A 14529-nucleotide genomic window follows, 5' to 3' on the forward strand; every position below is an offset into this window, starting at 1 on the left:
CCGGCCCACCTTTTTTTACCATCCAAACCCCTGGGCTTGGGGGCCGCGGGGGGGGGGTCCCAACCGGGTTTCCCCCCCCCCCTGGCCAGCGGGGCACCAGTCAGCTGACGAGTGCCGCGATTCCGATCGCGGCCGTTGCGGCTCCCAGCACCATGGAAATGGTCACCAGGACCACGTGGACCGTGAGGAACTTCGTGGCCTTGCCGGCGGCGTCCCGTGCCCGCGGGTCCTTCATGACGCGGCGCAGGAACTGCGGCCACACCACCAGGGACCACACGCCCGAAACGATCAGGACCAGGGCGAGGAAGGCAGGGACGTCCACAGGGCTAGTGGCTTTCGAGCCAGGCCTGGGCCTGCTGCGACTGGATGTTCAGTGCCTTGCCCACCATGGGCTCGGCGGCGTCGGCGATCTTGCCGCCCAGGAACGGCACGGAAGAGGTGACGTTTCCTTCCAGTTCAACGCGCGTGCTGCCGCCGTCGGCGACGAGGCGCTGGACCGCGGTCACGTCAATCGGTGCGCCGGCGATCTTCAGCGAGATGGTGCTCTGGCGTGAGCCGTCGGCTGCCGGGGCTTCCCAGCTTTCCACCTGGGTCACCTTCAGGCTTTCGCCGACGAACTTGCGGGCGATTTCCGGCAGGCGCGTGGTGGGCAGGGTGCGCACCGACGTGGTGCTGAATTCCCCGGCAATGTCGCCAGCCACGGTGAAGGACTCGAGGCTGCCGCCGACGTATTCGCTGGTGTGACGCTGGAAGTCTTCGTTCGCGAAGACTGCGGTGACGCTGTCGACGCCGTGGGGAAGGGTGGTGGATGCACTCAGTGCCATTGATCCTCCGTCGTTGTGGGGTCAGAACGCTTTTTGCTCACCACATCCTACGGGGTTGGCCGCGCTTCCCCGGCACCGGGACGTTCCGCACCACGCTCTGCGGCCGCCTTCTGATCCTCGGCGGCGAGCCTCCGGGCTGCCGCCGTGATGTTGCGCGACATGGCCGGAAAGATGACGCTGTGGAAAGGAAGGACCGCCAGCCAGTAGAGCCTCCCGCTGAGCCCCTTGGGGAAGAAAATGGCCCTTTGGCGGTAACGGCTTCCGGCGCCGTCGGGCTCCACACAGAGTTCCAGCCAGGCGCGCCCGGGAGCGCGCATCTCCGCCCGCAGCCGGAGCAGGCGGCCGCGCTCGATCCGTTCCACGCGCCACCAGTCCACCACCTCGCCGGCCACCAGGTGGTGCGGATGCCGGCGGCCGCGGAGCAGCCCGGCCCCGCCCCAGAGCTTGTCCAGCCACCCGCGGACGCTCCATGCCAGCGGGAGCGAGTACCAGCCGTTGCGGCCGCCGATCCCCTCGATGATGGTCCACACATGGGACGGGTCCACGTCGCTGGCGAAGGTCCGCTCGTCGACGTACACCCTGTAGCCGGCCCAGCCGGGGTCACTGGGCAGCGGGTCGGCGTCGGCGCCCGCGTTGGCCCACGTCGTTTCCACCTGCCCGTCGCGTTCCTTGCCGAGCGCCAGGGCAACGGCCCTGCGGTAGCCGGTGAGGCCGCCGTCGGGCTGTTCGATGTAGTTGTCGATGTCGTGTTCGGCGGAGACAGCGTCATGCTGCAGGGACTGGACCAGCGGCACCGACATCGACAGCGGAATCGGGGTCACCAGGGCAACCCACAGCCCCGCCAGCCGGGGCGCCGGCACCGGCAGCGCCAGGACCGGGCGCGGCGGCAGCCCGGCCTCGGCCGCGTACTCCTGCATCATGCCGGCATAGGTCAGGACGTCCCGGGATCCGATGTCGAAGGTCCGGTTCAGGGGTTCCGGCAGCGAAGCGGCCCGGACGAGGTAGTAGAGCACGTCCCGGACGGCGATGGCTTCGATCCGGTTGCGGACCCAGCTGGGCGCCGGCATGAGGGGCAGCGTTTCGGCGAGGTGGCGGATCATCTCGAACGACGCCGAGCCGGAGCCGATAACCACCCCGGCCTGGAATACGATGGCGTCCACCGGGCCGGAGAGGAAGACCTCGCCCACCGCCTCGCGGGAGCGCATGTGCGTGGAAAGCGCGGTGGTGCGCGGGTGCAGGCCGCCCAGGTAGACGATCCGCCGGACGGAGGCGGCCGCGGCGGCACCGGCCACGAGCTGGGCCATGGCCTTTTCCTTGGCCTCGAAACCGGAGCCGGCTGCCATGGAATGGACCAGGTAGTAGAGGACATCCACGCCACGCAGGGCATCCTGCAGGGCAGCGGAGTCGTCGAGGCTGCTGCGGACCACCTCCACATCGTCGAACCACGGCACGCCGGCTATTTTCTCCGGCGACCGGACCAGCACCTTGACCCGGTGGCCGGCGTCCAGCAGCCGGGGGACGAGCCGGCCGCCGATGTATCCGGTGGCTCCCGTGACAAGCACAGTACGGGTGTCGGCGGCGCCGCCGGGTCCGGCTGTGCTGTTCGTGCTGCCGGGGTTTCCGCTGCTGTCGTTTCCGGTCTGGTCGCTCACGGGAGTCTCCTTGGGGCGGCGGCATGGCTGGGGTAGAGATCAGACTTCACCTGCTCGGCAAGCTTAGCAACGCGGCATTCGGACCCCGGATGCCGCCGCTGTGCCCGCAGGGGTAGGCTGGAAGCCCCGGCATTCGCTTCGAATCCCGGGTTTTCGTGTTGCCTGCGTCCGAATGAGATTCCAGGAGATCCTGCCCATGAGCCCCAAAGGCCAGAGCCCCAAAGGCCAGCCCTCCAACGGCCAGTCCTCCACTGCCCTGCCCCTCGACGGCCTGCGCCGCGTCCTTCATGCGGACAGGACGTTCGCCCGGGTACAGGCGGAGTCGGCGCGCAGCTTCAGCGTCCGCAGTGAGGACTACCAGATCAGCGCCCCGGCAGGCCTGCGGCCCGTGCTCCTGGCGGAGATGGCTGACGGGCTCCGGAACGCCGCGGGAGACGGCGCCACTGCTGGTGAAAAAGATGCCGCTGACCACACCGCGCCGGGCGTGGTCCTGGCCGTCACCGCCACGGGCCGCGAGGCCGAGGATCTTGCCGCCGCGCTGCGCGCCTACCTGCCGGCCGGCGCCGTCGCAGAGTTCCCCAGCTGGGAAACGCTCCCGCACGAGCGGCTGTCCCCGCGCTCTGACACGGTGGGCCGCCGCCTGTCGGTCCTGCGGCGGCTTGCCCACCCGGAAGACTCTGCCCGCCCGGACAATGCAGAAAGCCCGACGGCGGGACCCCTCCGCGTCGTCGTGGCTCCCGTGCGCGCTGTGCTTCAGCCGATTGTCGCAGGCCTGGGGGACCTGGTTCCGGTGACGCTGAGGATCGGCCAGGAGGTGCCGTTCACTGACGTGATCAAGAACCTGGCCGCCGCCGCCTACTCCCGCGTCGACATGGTGACCCGCCGCGGTGAGTTCGCCGTCCGTGGCGGCATGCTCGACGTCTTTCCGCCCACCGAGGACCACCCCATCCGGGTGGAGTTCTTCGGTGACGAGGTGGACCAGATGCGCTGGTTCGCCGTCGCCGACCAGCGCTCGCTGTCCGCCCCGGGCGTGCACCACCCCACAGAGCTCCATGCCCCGCCATGCCGCGAAATCCTCATCACGCCGTCGGTCATGTCCCGGGCTGCGACATTGAAGTCCCAGCTGCCCGCCGCCGCCGACATGCTGGAAAAGATCGCCGGCGGCATTGCCGTGGAAGGCATGGAATCCCTGGCTCCGGTCCTCGTGGACGCCATGGTCCCGTTCATGGAGCAACTGCCCGCCGGTTCGATTTCGGTGGTCATCGAGCCGGAGAAGGTCCGCACCCGCGCGCACGACCTCGCGGCCACGAATGAGGAGTTCCTGGAGGCGGCGTGGTCCACAGCGTCGGACGGCGGAACGGCGCCGCTGGATCTCAGTTCCCAGGCCTCGGCGGCCCTGCATTCCGCCAGCTTCCGGTCGCTTGCCGAGACCCGCACGGCGGCGCTCGGGAACGAGGTGTCGTGGTGGTCCATCACGTCGCTGGCCACCGACGAGGAACTGACCCCGGACATCGACGTGCTCAACCTCCACGCCCGTGAACCGCGCGGCTACCAGGGCGACGTGGCCGAAATGATGGACTTCATCGGCTCCCACGTGCGGGACCAGTGGCGGATCGTGGTGGCCACCGAAGGCCCCGGCCCCGCCCAGCGCCTGGCCGAACTGTTCCACGACGCCGACATTCCCTGTTCCCGGGTGGACACACTGGACCACGAACCCCAGGCGGGGATCATCGAGGTGACCACCGCCGCCGTCGGACGCGGTTTTGTCCTGGACGGGCTGAAACTCGGCCTCCTGACCGAGGCCGACCTGCTGGGCCGCACCTCCGCCGGCTCCACGAAGGACATGCGCCGCATGCCGTCCAAGCGTCGGAACGCCGTGGACCCCCTCCAGCTGGTGGCCGGGGACCATGTGGTGCACGAACAGCACGGCATCGGCCGTTTCGTCGAACTGCTGCAGCGCAAGGTGGCAGGCGGCAGCGACGGGGTGCGCGAGTACCTCGTGCTGGAGTATGCGCCGTCCAAGCGCGGGGCGCCCGGGGACCGGCTGTTTGTGCCGACCGACCAGCTGGACCAGGTGACGCGCTACGTCGGCGGCGACACCCCCGTCCTCAGCAAGATGGGCGGCGCGGACTGGGCCAGCACCAAGTCCAAGGCACGCCGGGCGGTCAAGGAGATCGCCGGCGAGCTCATCCGGCTCTACTCGGCCCGGATGGCCTCGCGCGGCCACGCCTTCGCGCCGGACACGCCCTGGCAGCGCGAACTGGAGGAAGCCTTCCCGTACGTGGAGACCCCGGACCAGCTGACCACCATCAACGAGGTCAAGGCCGACATGGAGCGCGAGATCCCCATGGACCGGCTGGTCTCCGGCGACGTCGGCTACGGCAAGACCGAGATCGCCGTCCGCGCCGCCTTCAAGGCCGTGCAGGACGGCAAGCAGGTGGCCGTGCTGGTGCCCACCACGCTGCTCGCGCAGCAGCACTACGAGACGTTCACCGAACGGTTCTCCGGCTTCCCGCTCCGGGTCAGGCCGCTGTCCCGGTTCCAGGCGTCCAAGGAAGCAAAGGAAACGGCCGAGGGCGTAAAGAACGGGTCCGTGGACGTGGTGATCGGCACCCACCGGTTGCTGTCCAAGGACTTCGAGTTCAAGGACCTCGGCCTCGTGATCGTGGATGAGGAGCAGCGCTTCGGCGTCGAGCACAAGGAAGCGCTGAAGAAGATGCGCACCAACGTGGACGTCCTGGCCATGAGCGCCACGCCGATCCCGCGCACGCTCGAGATGTCCCTGACCGGCATCCGCGAAACGTCCACGCTGGCCACTCCGCCGGAGGAGCGCCACCCGGTGCTCACCTACGTGGGGCCGTACACGGACAAGCAGACCTCCGCCGCCATCCGCCGGGAGCTGATGCGGGAAGGACAGGTGTTCTTCGTCCACAACCGCGTATCCACGATCGAAAAGACCGCCGCCAAGATCCGCGAGCTCGTCCCCGAAGCGCGGGTGGAGGTGGCTCACGGCAAGATGTCCGAAAGCCGGCTGGAGCAGATCATCGTTGACTTCTGGGAGAAGCGCTTCGACGTGCTCGTCTGCACCACCATCATCGAAACCGGCCTGGACATTTCCAATGCCAACACCCTGATCGTGGACGGGGCAGACAAATACGGACTGTCGCAGCTCCACCAGCTGCGCGGACGCGTGGGCCGCGGCCGGGAACGGGCGTACGCCTATTTCCTCTACCCCTCGGAGAAGCCGCTGGGCGAGGTGGCGCTGGAACGGCTGAAGGCCGTGGCCACGCACAACGAACTCGGTGCCGGCATGCAGCTGGCCATGAAGGACCTGGAAATCCGCGGCGCCGGCAACCTGCTGGGCGGCGAGCAGTCGGGCCATATCCAGGGCGTCGGCTTCGACCTCTACATCAGGCTGGTCGGCGAAGCCGTGGCGGAATATCGCGGTGAAGCCGAGGAGAAGGCCGCCGAGATGAAGATCGAGCTGCCCGTGAACGCGCACCTGCCGCACGACTACGTGCCGGGGGAGCGGCTGCGGCTGGAGGCCTACCGGAAGCTGGCGTCCGCCCTGACCAACGAGGCCATCGACGAAGTCCTCGCCGAACTCGTGGACCGCTACGGGGAGCCGCCGCTGCCCGCCCAGAACCTGGTCGCCGTCGCCCGCTTCCGGGTTGGTGCCCGGGAAGCCGGGCTGTCCGACGTCGCCCTGCAGGGGAACTTCATCCGGTTCTCACCGGCGCAGCTGCCCGAATCCAAGACCATGCGCCTCAACCGGATGTACCCGGGCGCCCAGGTCAAGCCTGCCCTCGACGCCGTCCTCATCCCCAAGCCGAAGACCGCCCGGATCGGCGGCCGGGACCTCCAGGACGCCGAGATCCTGGAATGGGCCGACGGCGTCATCCGCAACATTTTCTCGGACGCTCCCGTCCCGGCCGAAGCCGCCAAGGGCTAGCCGTGATGGGAGGACACCACGCCGCGTCAGGTGCCGCGGCGTGGGTGGCTGTTGCCTCGACGGGGCCGTACACCCTGGGCTGGTACCCGCTGGACGCCACCGGCGTGCTGATCGGCGGAATGGCGACGGCGGGCACCGCCCTCGTCTGCGACTGGGACCACCGTTCCAGCACGGTGGCGCACTCGCTGCCGCCCCTGTCCAACGTGATCGCCGTGGGCATCGAGAACGCCAGCGGTGGCCACCGGCAGGGGACGCATTCGGTCCTCGGCGCGGCCGTGTTCGTGCTGCTCGCAGCGGTTGCCGCTCAGATCCAGGTGGACACACCGTGGGGCGTGCTGTCGGTCGGTGCCGGACTGCTGTGCATGTTCATGATCAACATTGCCGCCAAGGCGCTGAAGCTGTTTCCGAGGTCCGGCTGGATCACCAACTGGGTTTTCGCCCTGGCCATGGCGGGCCTGGTGACCTGGTTCGCCCCGGAGCAGTGGACCTGGCTGCCGATGTCCATGCTGATCGGCGTCGTGGTCCATATTGTGGGGGACATGGTGACCACCGGGGGCGTTCCGCTGCTCTGGCCGCTGGTGATCAAACCACCCCGGTTCATGCGCCGGCTGTGGGTGCTGAGAAACTTCTGGCGGCCCAACGGCGCCTTCTCCATTCCGCTCTTGGGTCGGGCCGGATCGCGGCGGGAGTGGCTGGTGCTGATTCCGGTGAGCGGCTACGCCATGGTGGGCATGTGCGTGGCAGCCTGGTCGCTGGCCGGCACGCACTTCCCTGCGGCGCTGGCCCTGGCCGGCCGGCTGGTCAGCAGCCTGCTGGGACTTCCCTGAAATTGGACTTAAAGAGCTGAAGCCCCGGAGATTTCCGGGGCTTCAGCTCTTTAATTCTGGGGCTTTAGTATTCGCCGGCGCTGTCCGAGCGGCCCGTGATGGTCTGCGGGATCCAGAATGCGAGGGCGAAGAGGCCAAGGCACACAGCCATCGGCCACGGGTTGCCCAGGGTCAGGAAGGACAGCGAGTAGATGGAGCCCAGGAACAGGGCCATGATCACCACGAAGAGGACGATGCTGCCGACCAGGGTGTTCTCGTTCTGGGGCGTCTTTACGTGCTGGTCAATCTTGCTGGACATTCATTCCTCCTCGGCCCCGCGGGGCTCAAACTGTGGCTGCCGCCGGTCAGTACGCAGACGAACCCTGTTCGCCTTTGACGATTGCAATACCGGAGCTGGCGCCAATACGTGTTGCACCTGCAGCAATCATAGCCTGTGCGTCCTCGAGGGACCGCACACCGCCGGACGCCTTGACGCCCAGGTCCGGACCCACGGTGCGCCGCATCAGGGCGACATCCTCCACCGTGGCGCCGCCGCCGTTGAAGCCCGTGGAGGTCTTCACGAAGTCCGCCCCCGCCTCGACGGCCGCTTCACAGGCCAGGACCTTCTGGTCATCGCTGAGCAGGGCGGTTTCGATGATGACCTTGAGGATGGCCTCCCCGCCGTGCACTGCCTCCGCCACGGCCTTGATGTCATCCACCAGTGCGCCCTTGTCCGAGGCCCGAGCCGCGGCGATGTCGATGACCATGTCCACTTCATCGGCTCCGTCCAGCACCGCCCCGCGCGCTTCGAACGCCTTCACGTCGCTGGGCGTGGCTCCCAGCGGGAAACCCGCCACAGAACATGTGAGCACACCGGTATCCTTCAGGGCTGTCTTGACCGTCTTGACCCACACCGGGTTCACGCACACCGATTTGAACTTGTATTCTGCGGCCTCGGCACAGACCCTGAGGATTTCCGTCTCGCTGGCATCCGGCTTCAGCAGCGTGTGGTCAATGAAGGAAGCGATGCCCTGCGCGCCGGCACGTTCGCCGGGGGTTCCTGCGGGGCTGCTCGCGGTGCCCGTCGGGGCGCTTGCTTCGTGGCTCATGATGGTCCTTTCCAGGCTGCGGGCCCAGGGTGCGGCGTCCTTCCGAACCATCCTGCCACAGCAGGAGCGCTACGCCGCCGTGGCCAGCTGCCCCACGGAGAGGGCTGCCATGAGCTCGGCGGCGCAGACGCCGGCAGCGGAACCTGACGCCACCAGCAGGCCCAGCCGCACGCCGTCGAATGCTGCAGCATCCCCGATGGCCCAGATGCCCGGCACGGATGAGCGGAAGTCGCGGCCGACGACGATCCCCCCGGACGCCGCCGTCTTGACGCCGGCAGCGGCGGCCAGGCCGTCCCGGGGCGTGCGCTCCTCGGCGAGGACCACGAGGTCGCCGTTCATCCGGCTGCCGTCTTCGAACATGACGCCGGCGGCCGGCAGCACGGAGCCGGCAAGGGTGGGCACGACGGCGGCGGGCCGGGCGGTGGTGCGGACAGGCCGGACGCCGCGGGCGCGGAGCACGGCTTCGGCCTGGCCGGCTGCGGGACCGGTGCCCACCAGGATGCCCAGGGGACGGCGGCCCAGAACCCGGGTGACTTCCCGGACGGCGTGGCCGATCGTGTCGGCGTCGTCGATGGTGGAGTAGCTGAGGCAGCGGCCCGAGCCGTCCACAGGGGAGTCGGCCGGGGCCGATCCGGTGGCGATGACCAGTTCGTCGTAGCCGAACTCCATGCCGTCGGCAGTGGTCACCACCTTGGCGGCGGCGTCGATGTGGCTGGCGGGCTGGCCGAAGCGGACGGAGACGAACGGCAGGGCGGCCAGTTCCAGCAGCTCCTCGGGGGCGTCGTCGCGGCTGCTCAGGACGGTGACGGTGCCGGCGAAGCGGGCCGCGGCCAGCTGGGCCACGAGGGCCCGGGCGGCGGGGCCTGCACCGGCGATCAAGATTTTGGCGGAGCCGGTGGCGGTGGACGGAAACTGTGCCGGAGCGGACATGTGCGGGCCCTTTCGAATGCTGCACCAGGCGGGCCGGTCTCGGGCCCTGTTGTGCTGATGGGACCCAGCCTAGGGGGAGCGTTTTTCGGGGGTGTTTCCCTGCCGTTGCGGAATTGTCCCTGCCCGTTCGCTGCTTTTTACCACCCGGTAACAAAAGGGAGTTTTTGTACAGACATCGCGCCCTAAACCACGTTTTGGGGCCATTATCTGTACAAAAACTCCCGTTGTTATTGGCATCACACCGGCCGCTAGACGCGGATGCGGTAGCCGCGCTTCACCACGGTTTCCACGAGCTTGCCGTCCGGCAGGGACGAGCGGAGCCGGCTGACCGTCATGTCCAGCGCGTGCACGGAGCCGCGCAGTTCCAGGAGTTCGGAGAGGGATTCGCGGGACAGGACCGCCCCTTCGGCGCCCAGGAGCGCGCGGAGCAACAGCAGCGGGGCCGGGGCGATCTCCACCTGCTCGCCGTCAATGCGCAGTGAACGGCCCCGCAGTTCCACGGTTCCCGAGCGGGTTTCCAGGCGGCGCACATGGTTCAGCGCGAGGTGCTCGCACACCAGCCGGATCAGCGCGCCCATCCGGAACCGCTCCGGCACCAGGGGGGTGATGCCGGCGTCCAGCAGCGGCTGCGCGGTGACGGGACCCACGACGGCGGTCGTGACGGTGGTCTTCAGGCTCTCCACGAGCTGCTTGTACAGTCCCATCTCATGCGCCGTGCTCCACATGGCGTCCACGGCGGGGGCACTAGTGAAGGTGAGGACGTCCAGGTTGCCGCTGCAGGCAGCCTCGATGAGGCGGGGGAGCCGGTCGGCGCCGTCGGGCTTGACCCAGCGGTATGGGGTGACGGTGAGGACGGTGGCGCCCGACATCCGGAGGCGTTCCAGCTGGCGGACGTCCGTGTAGCCGTGCAGCTGCACGGCCACGGTCTTGCCGCGCACGCCCTCGGCCAGAAGCATGTCCACGAGCGTCGCCGTGGTCTCGTCGCTGCTGATTCCGACGTCGGCCAGGCCGGCCGCGCGCACGGCGCCGCGGGCTTTGGGGCCGCGGACGAACATCCGGCACGCGCCGAGGGTCTCCAGCAGCTCGTCGCCGATTCCCGAGGCGTCCGCCGCCTCGCACCAGCGGCGCATGCCGTAGGCGGTGGTGGCGATGCAGAGGTCCGGCTTGGCAGCGATGATCGCCTTGGTGTCCTCGATGAGGCTGATGTCCTCGTTTACGGGGGCGATCTTCAGGGCCGGGGCGTGCAGGACCTCTGCGCCGCGGCGTTCCAGGGCGTCAATGAGGTCGCGTGAACGGCGGTGGGATGTCACGCCGATCCGGAAGCCCTCCAGCGGGGCCTCGGCGGCGGATTCCGGAGCGCTTTCGGTGCCTGCCGCTTGAGTGCCCGCCGCTTCAGCGGGTGCTGTTTCGGCGGGTGTTGTTTCTCTGGGAGCTAGTGCATTCATTGCGTTCATTATCACGAACCCAGCAGCGAGGCCGCCAGACGGTCCAGCTCCGCCGCGGCCTCGGCATGCCCGCGGTTGGCCTCAGCCACCCGCACCACCTCGCCGATCACCAGGACGGCGGGGTTGCTGCAGCCGGCGGCCGCCGTGGCGATGGTGCCCAGTTCCGCGATGGTGGTTTTCTGGCCCGGCCGGTAGCCGCGCTCCACCACGGCCATGGGCATGTCGTTGCGCATCCCGGCCCGGCGGAGGCCCGCCGCGAGGTGGTGGAGCGTGCCGATGCCCATCAGCACCACGATGGTGCCGCCAAGGCCGGCCAGGTGCGTCAGCTCCTTCTCCGTGAGCGGTGCATGCCCGGACACGACCGTGAACATGTGGCTGACTTCGCGGTGCGTGACGGGGATGCCGGCGGCGGCCGGCACGGAAATCGCGCTGGTGACGCCGGAGATGACGCGGACGGGAACACCGGCGGCGACGCAGGAGGCAACTTCCTCACCGCCGCGGCCAAAGACGTACGGGTCGCCGCCCTTGAGCCGGACCACGTTGTTGCCTTCCAGGGCCGAGGCGACCATGAGCTTCTCGATGTCGGCCTGGCTCACCTTGTGGTGTCCGGGGCGCTTTCCGACGTCGACGAGATCGGCGGAGGTGAGGGACGCCAGCTCCTGGTACGGGGCCAGCCGGTCGTAGAACACGACGTCGGCATCCCGCAGCGCCTTGACCGCCGCCACGGTCAGCAGTTCGCCGGTGCCCGGGCCGCCGCCGACCAGGGTGACGTGGCCGGCCCGGCCGGCGGCCGGTTCGGCGGCCACCGGAATGCCGGCGGCGCGGCAGCGGTCCAGCAGCGGCTCCCAGCCGGACTGGCCGTCGTCGACTGCCGCGACGAGGAACGGGCGCTCGGGCAGGGGACCGTCGTGTCCTGCACCCTGCGGGGTGCTGAGGCGGTAGACGACGGCGCCGGCTGCCTCGTAGCGGCGGACGGCCTGGCGGGCGGCGTAGTCGGAGCCGGTGACCAGGACATCGCGGCCGGTGAGATCAATGCTGAGCTGCATGCCTATACCTCGTTCTCGTGGAGCAGTTCCGGCGTGGAGGGCAGTTCCGGGGTGGAGGGCCGCACGGGGATGGAGGCCCCGATCAGCACCTTGCCTTTTTCCTCCGCCGTTGCGGGCCGCATCTGGCCGCGCTCGTCCGGGACGAAGGTGATGGAGTCGTCCTTCTGGTCGGGGGCGTTGACGAAGGAGCGGAACCGGCGCAGGCGCTCGGGGTCCTTCAGGGTGTCGGCCCACTCGTCGATGTAGGTGTCGACGTGCTTGGCCATGGCGGCCTCGAGGTCCTCGGCGATGCCCAGGGTGTCGTGCACCACCACGTCTTCGACGTGCTTGATGCCGCCGTCGAGCTCCTCCTGCCAGCGCGCGGTCCGCTGCAGGCGGTCGGCGGTGCGGATGTAGTACATGAAGTAGCGGTCGATGTACTTGATCAGGGTTTCGTCGTCGAGGTCCTTGGCCAGCAGCTGGGCGTGGGCCGGGGTGGCGCCGCCGTTGCCGCCGACATACAGGTTCCAGCCGTCGGCCGTGGCGATCACGCCGACGTCCTTGCCGCGGGCTTCGGCGCACTCGCGGGCGCAGCCGGAGACGCCCATCTTGAGCTTGTGCGGGCTGCGGAGGCCGCGGTAGCGGAGCTCCAGCTGGATGGCCATGGCCACCGAGTCCTGGACGCCGAAGCGGCACCAGGTGGACCCGACGCAGGACTTCACGGTGCGCAGGCTCTTGCCGTAGGCCTGGCCTGATTCGAAGCCGGCATCCACCAGCTCCTTCCAAATTTCGGGCAGCTGCTCCAGCCGGGCACCGAACATGTCGATGCGCTGGCCGCCGGTGATCTTGGTGTACAGGTTGTACTTTTCGGCGACGGCTGCAATGACGCCCAGCTTCTTCGGCGTGATCTCGCCGCCGGCGATGCGCGGGACCACCGAGTAGGTGCCGTCCTTCTGCATGTTGGCCAGCGCCCGGTCGTTGGTGTCCTGCAGGGTGCCGCGGCCGGCGTCCAGGACGTAGTTGCTGTTCTGGCTGGCCAGGATGTTGGCGATGGTCGGCTTGCAGATGTCGCAGCCCGCGCCGGTGCCGTACTTGGCCATGATCTCCTCGAAGGAGGTCAGCTCCAGGACGCGGATGGCGTCGAACAACTCCTGGCGGGACAGCTCGATGTGCTCGCACAGGGCCTTCGAAACCTCGACGCCGGACTTGGTCAGCTCGGTTTCCAGCAGTTTCTTGAGCATCGGAACGCAGGAACCGCACTGGGTTCCGGCGCGGGTGCAGCCCTTGAGTTCGCCGAGTTCCTGGACGGGGGCGTTGCCGTCGCAGGCGCCGCAGCCGTTGATGGCGTCGCGGATGCTTCCGGCGGTCACGTTGTTGCAGGAGCACAGGGTGGCGTCATCCGGCAGTTCGGTCTCGGGGGCGTCGCCGCCGCCTGCGGCTGTCAGGTAGGCGCCCGGTTCTGCCGGAAGCTCGCGGCCCAGGAGCGGCCGGAGGCTGGTGTAGGGGGCCGCGTCGCCGACGAAGATGCCGCCGAGCAGGGTCTTGGCGTCGTCGGTGGTGACGATCTTCTGGTAGACGCCGCGGGCGGGGTCCGCGTAGACGATTTCGAGGGCGTGCTCGGTCTTGGCGAAGGCGTCACCGAAGCTGGCCACATCCACGCCGGAAAGCTTCAGCTTGGTGGCCGTGTCGAAGCCGGGGAAGGTGGCCTCGCCGCCGTGCAGCCGGTCCGCCACAATCTCGGCCATGGTGTTGGCCGGGGCCACCAGGCCCAGGCACATGCCGCCGAAGTTGGCGACCTCGCCGATGGCCCAGACGCCGGGCACCTGGGTGGCGCAGTAGTCGTTGATCACCACACCGCCGCGGGGGCCGAGGTCGAACAGGGCCTCCTCACCTTCGGCGGCGCGGAAGAGTTCGTCGCGGGGCCTGACGCCGATGGCGACGATGACGATGTCGGCCGGGATGGTGCGGCCGTCGGCCATCAGCACACCGGTGACCTGGCCGTCGTCGTCCGCGAGGATTTCGCTCGGGAACACGCCGCCGTGGACTTGGAAGCCCTTTGCCTCGATCAGGCGGCCCAGTGCCTGCCCGGCGCCTTCGTCGAGCTGGGTGTTCATGAGCCAGGGGGCGCCGTTGATGACCACCGGGGTGGCGCCGAGCTGTTCGGTGCCGGCGGCGGACTCAAGGCCCAGGAGGCCGCCGCCGATGGTGACGGCGTTGATCTTGCGGCCGAGCTTTTCGGTGAGTTCGGCGATGGACTTGTTGATGGCCCAGACGTCTTCGAGGGTGCGGTAGACGTGCACCCGCTCAGCGCCGGGAAGCGGGAGCCTGGCGGCGTCCGAACCGGTGGCAACCACCAGTTCGTCGTATTCATAGGTGTTCCCGGCAGCGGTTTCAACGGACTTGGCCGAGGTGTCGATCTTCACCACGCGCTCGCCGGTCTGCAGGTTCAGCGACTCGTGGTCCCACATGGACGCGGCACCAAGCGTGAGGTCAACCGCGCTGTCCGTGAGGGCCTTGCTCAGCGCGACGCGGTCGTAGGGGAGGTGTGCTTCCTCGGTGAGGACCGTAACCTGCCAGCCATCGAGGCCGCGGGCATGCATGGCATCTGCAAAACGGTGGGCCGCGGGGCCGCCGCCGGCGACGACGATGCGGCGCGGAGTCTCTGGGGTTGAAGTCTGTTCGGTCACTGTGGGCCTTTCGCACGGGCCGCAGACGGTGCTCTGCAGCTTGTGCATCCAGCCTAGGGAGGGGCAGTTTCGCTTCAGTTTCCCGTTTGTTTCGTGATC

11 protein-coding genes are annotated in these 14529 nt (G+C 68.7%); 2 read left to right on the forward strand and 9 right to left on the reverse strand.

What is annotated here, in order from left to right:
• Positions 1 to 100 precede the first annotated feature (100 nt).
• The 3 genes from ACFTR6_RS05940 to ACFTR6_RS05950 are packed head-to-tail and all read right to left on the reverse strand — an operon-like array spanning position 101 to position 2386.
• Positions 101 to 322: an SCO4848 family membrane protein gene (locus tag ACFTR6_RS05940; protein WP_377957226.1), complete on the reverse strand. Its 222-nt coding sequence runs from the start codon at positions 320 to 322 to the stop codon at positions 101 to 103.
• Between the two features lie 4 nt (positions 323 to 326).
• A complete protein-coding gene (locus tag ACFTR6_RS05945) occupies positions 327 to 824 on the reverse strand; it encodes a DUF2505 domain-containing protein (protein WP_076798334.1) in 498 nt (165 codons plus the stop codon).
• A gap of 47 nt (positions 825 to 871) precedes the next feature.
• Entirely contained in the window at positions 872 to 2386 is a 1515-nt protein-coding gene (locus ACFTR6_RS05950) for an SDR family oxidoreductase (protein ID WP_377957330.1), read from the reverse strand.
• Positions 2387 to 2672: 286 nt separating this feature from the next.
• On the opposite strand from ACFTR6_RS05950, the gene mfd reads away from it, so the two are divergent.
• Positions 2673 to 6428: a transcription-repair coupling factor gene (mfd, locus tag ACFTR6_RS05955; RefSeq protein WP_377957227.1), complete on the forward strand. Its 3756-nt coding sequence runs from the start codon at positions 2673 to 2675 to the stop codon at positions 6426 to 6428.
• Positions 6429 to 6433: 5 nt separating this feature from the next.
• Positions 6434 to 7255 carry a metal-dependent hydrolase gene (locus tag ACFTR6_RS05960; protein ID WP_377957228.1) on the forward strand — a complete coding sequence of 274 codons (822 nt, stop codon included), beginning with the start codon at positions 6434 to 6436 and terminating at the stop codon, positions 7253 to 7255.
• Positions 7256 to 7319: 64 nt separating this feature from the next.
• On the opposite strand, the gene ACFTR6_RS05965 is transcribed toward ACFTR6_RS05960, so the two are convergent.
• From ACFTR6_RS05965 to nirB, 6 genes are all read right to left on the reverse strand, one after another.
• On the reverse strand, positions 7320 to 7553 hold the full coding sequence (locus tag ACFTR6_RS05965) for a hypothetical protein (RefSeq protein WP_076798333.1): 234 nt from the start codon (positions 7551 to 7553) through the stop codon (positions 7320 to 7322).
• Between the two features lie 46 nt (positions 7554 to 7599).
• On the reverse strand, positions 7600 to 8343 hold the full coding sequence (gene deoC, locus ACFTR6_RS05970) for a deoxyribose-phosphate aldolase (RefSeq protein WP_377957229.1): 744 nt from the start codon (positions 8341 to 8343) through the stop codon (positions 7600 to 7602).
• Between the two features lie 69 nt (positions 8344 to 8412).
• On the reverse strand, positions 8413 to 9273 hold the full coding sequence (locus tag ACFTR6_RS05975; protein WP_377957230.1) for an FAD-dependent oxidoreductase: 861 nt from the start codon (positions 9271 to 9273) through the stop codon (positions 8413 to 8415).
• Between the two features lie 248 nt (positions 9274 to 9521).
• Positions 9522 to 10718, reverse strand: coding sequence for a uroporphyrinogen-III synthase (locus tag ACFTR6_RS05980; protein ID WP_377957231.1), 1197 nt, complete (start codon positions 10716 to 10718; stop codon positions 9522 to 9524).
• 11 nt (positions 10719 to 10729) lie between these two features.
• The gene (gene cobA, locus ACFTR6_RS05985) at positions 10730 to 11764 is read right to left on the reverse strand and encodes a uroporphyrinogen-III C-methyltransferase (protein ID WP_377957232.1); all 1035 of its coding nucleotides are present in this window, start codon (positions 11762 to 11764) and stop codon (positions 10730 to 10732) included.
• 2 nt (positions 11765 to 11766) lie between these two features.
• Positions 11767 to 14430, reverse strand: a complete 2664-nt coding sequence (nirB, locus tag ACFTR6_RS05990; RefSeq protein WP_377957233.1) for a nitrite reductase large subunit NirB — start codon at positions 14428 to 14430, stop codon at positions 11767 to 11769.
• Positions 14431 to 14529: the final 99 nt, after the last annotated feature.

This window comes from Arthrobacter sp. NPDC057009, assembly GCF_042673905.1.
In the GTDB taxonomy this organism is placed as follows: domain Bacteria; phylum Actinomycetota; class Actinomycetes; order Actinomycetales; family Micrococcaceae; genus Arthrobacter.

What these genes read in the sequence shown, in the direction of transcription:
- ACFTR6_RS05980 (WP_377957231.1), bottom strand. Translation starts at nt 10,718, where the DNA reads ATGAATGCACTAGCTCCCAGAGAAACAACACCCGCCGAAACAGCACCC.
- ACFTR6_RS05975 (WP_377957230.1), bottom strand. Translation starts at nt 9,273, where the DNA reads ATGTCCGCTCCGGCACAGTTTCCGTCCACCGCCACCGGCTCCGCCAAA.
- ACFTR6_RS05960 (WP_377957228.1), top strand. Translation starts at nt 6,434, where the DNA reads ATGGGAGGACACCACGCCGCGTCAGGTGCCGCGGCGTGGGTGGCTGTT.
- deoC (WP_377957229.1), bottom strand. Translation starts at nt 8,343, where the DNA reads ATGAGCCACGAAGCAAGCGCCCCGACGGGCACCGCGAGCAGCCCCGCA.
- cobA (WP_377957232.1), bottom strand. Translation starts at nt 11,764, where the DNA reads ATGCAGCTCAGCATTGATCTCACCGGCCGCGATGTCCTGGTCACCGGC.
- ACFTR6_RS05965 (WP_076798333.1), bottom strand. Translation starts at nt 7,553, where the DNA reads ATGTCCAGCAAGATTGACCAGCACGTAAAGACGCCCCAGAACGAGAAC.
- mfd (WP_377957227.1), top strand. Translation starts at nt 2,673, where the DNA reads ATGAGCCCCAAAGGCCAGAGCCCCAAAGGCCAGCCCTCCAACGGCCAG.
- ACFTR6_RS05945 (WP_076798334.1), bottom strand. Translation starts at nt 824, where the DNA reads ATGGCACTGAGTGCATCCACCACCCTTCCCCACGGCGTCGACAGCGTC.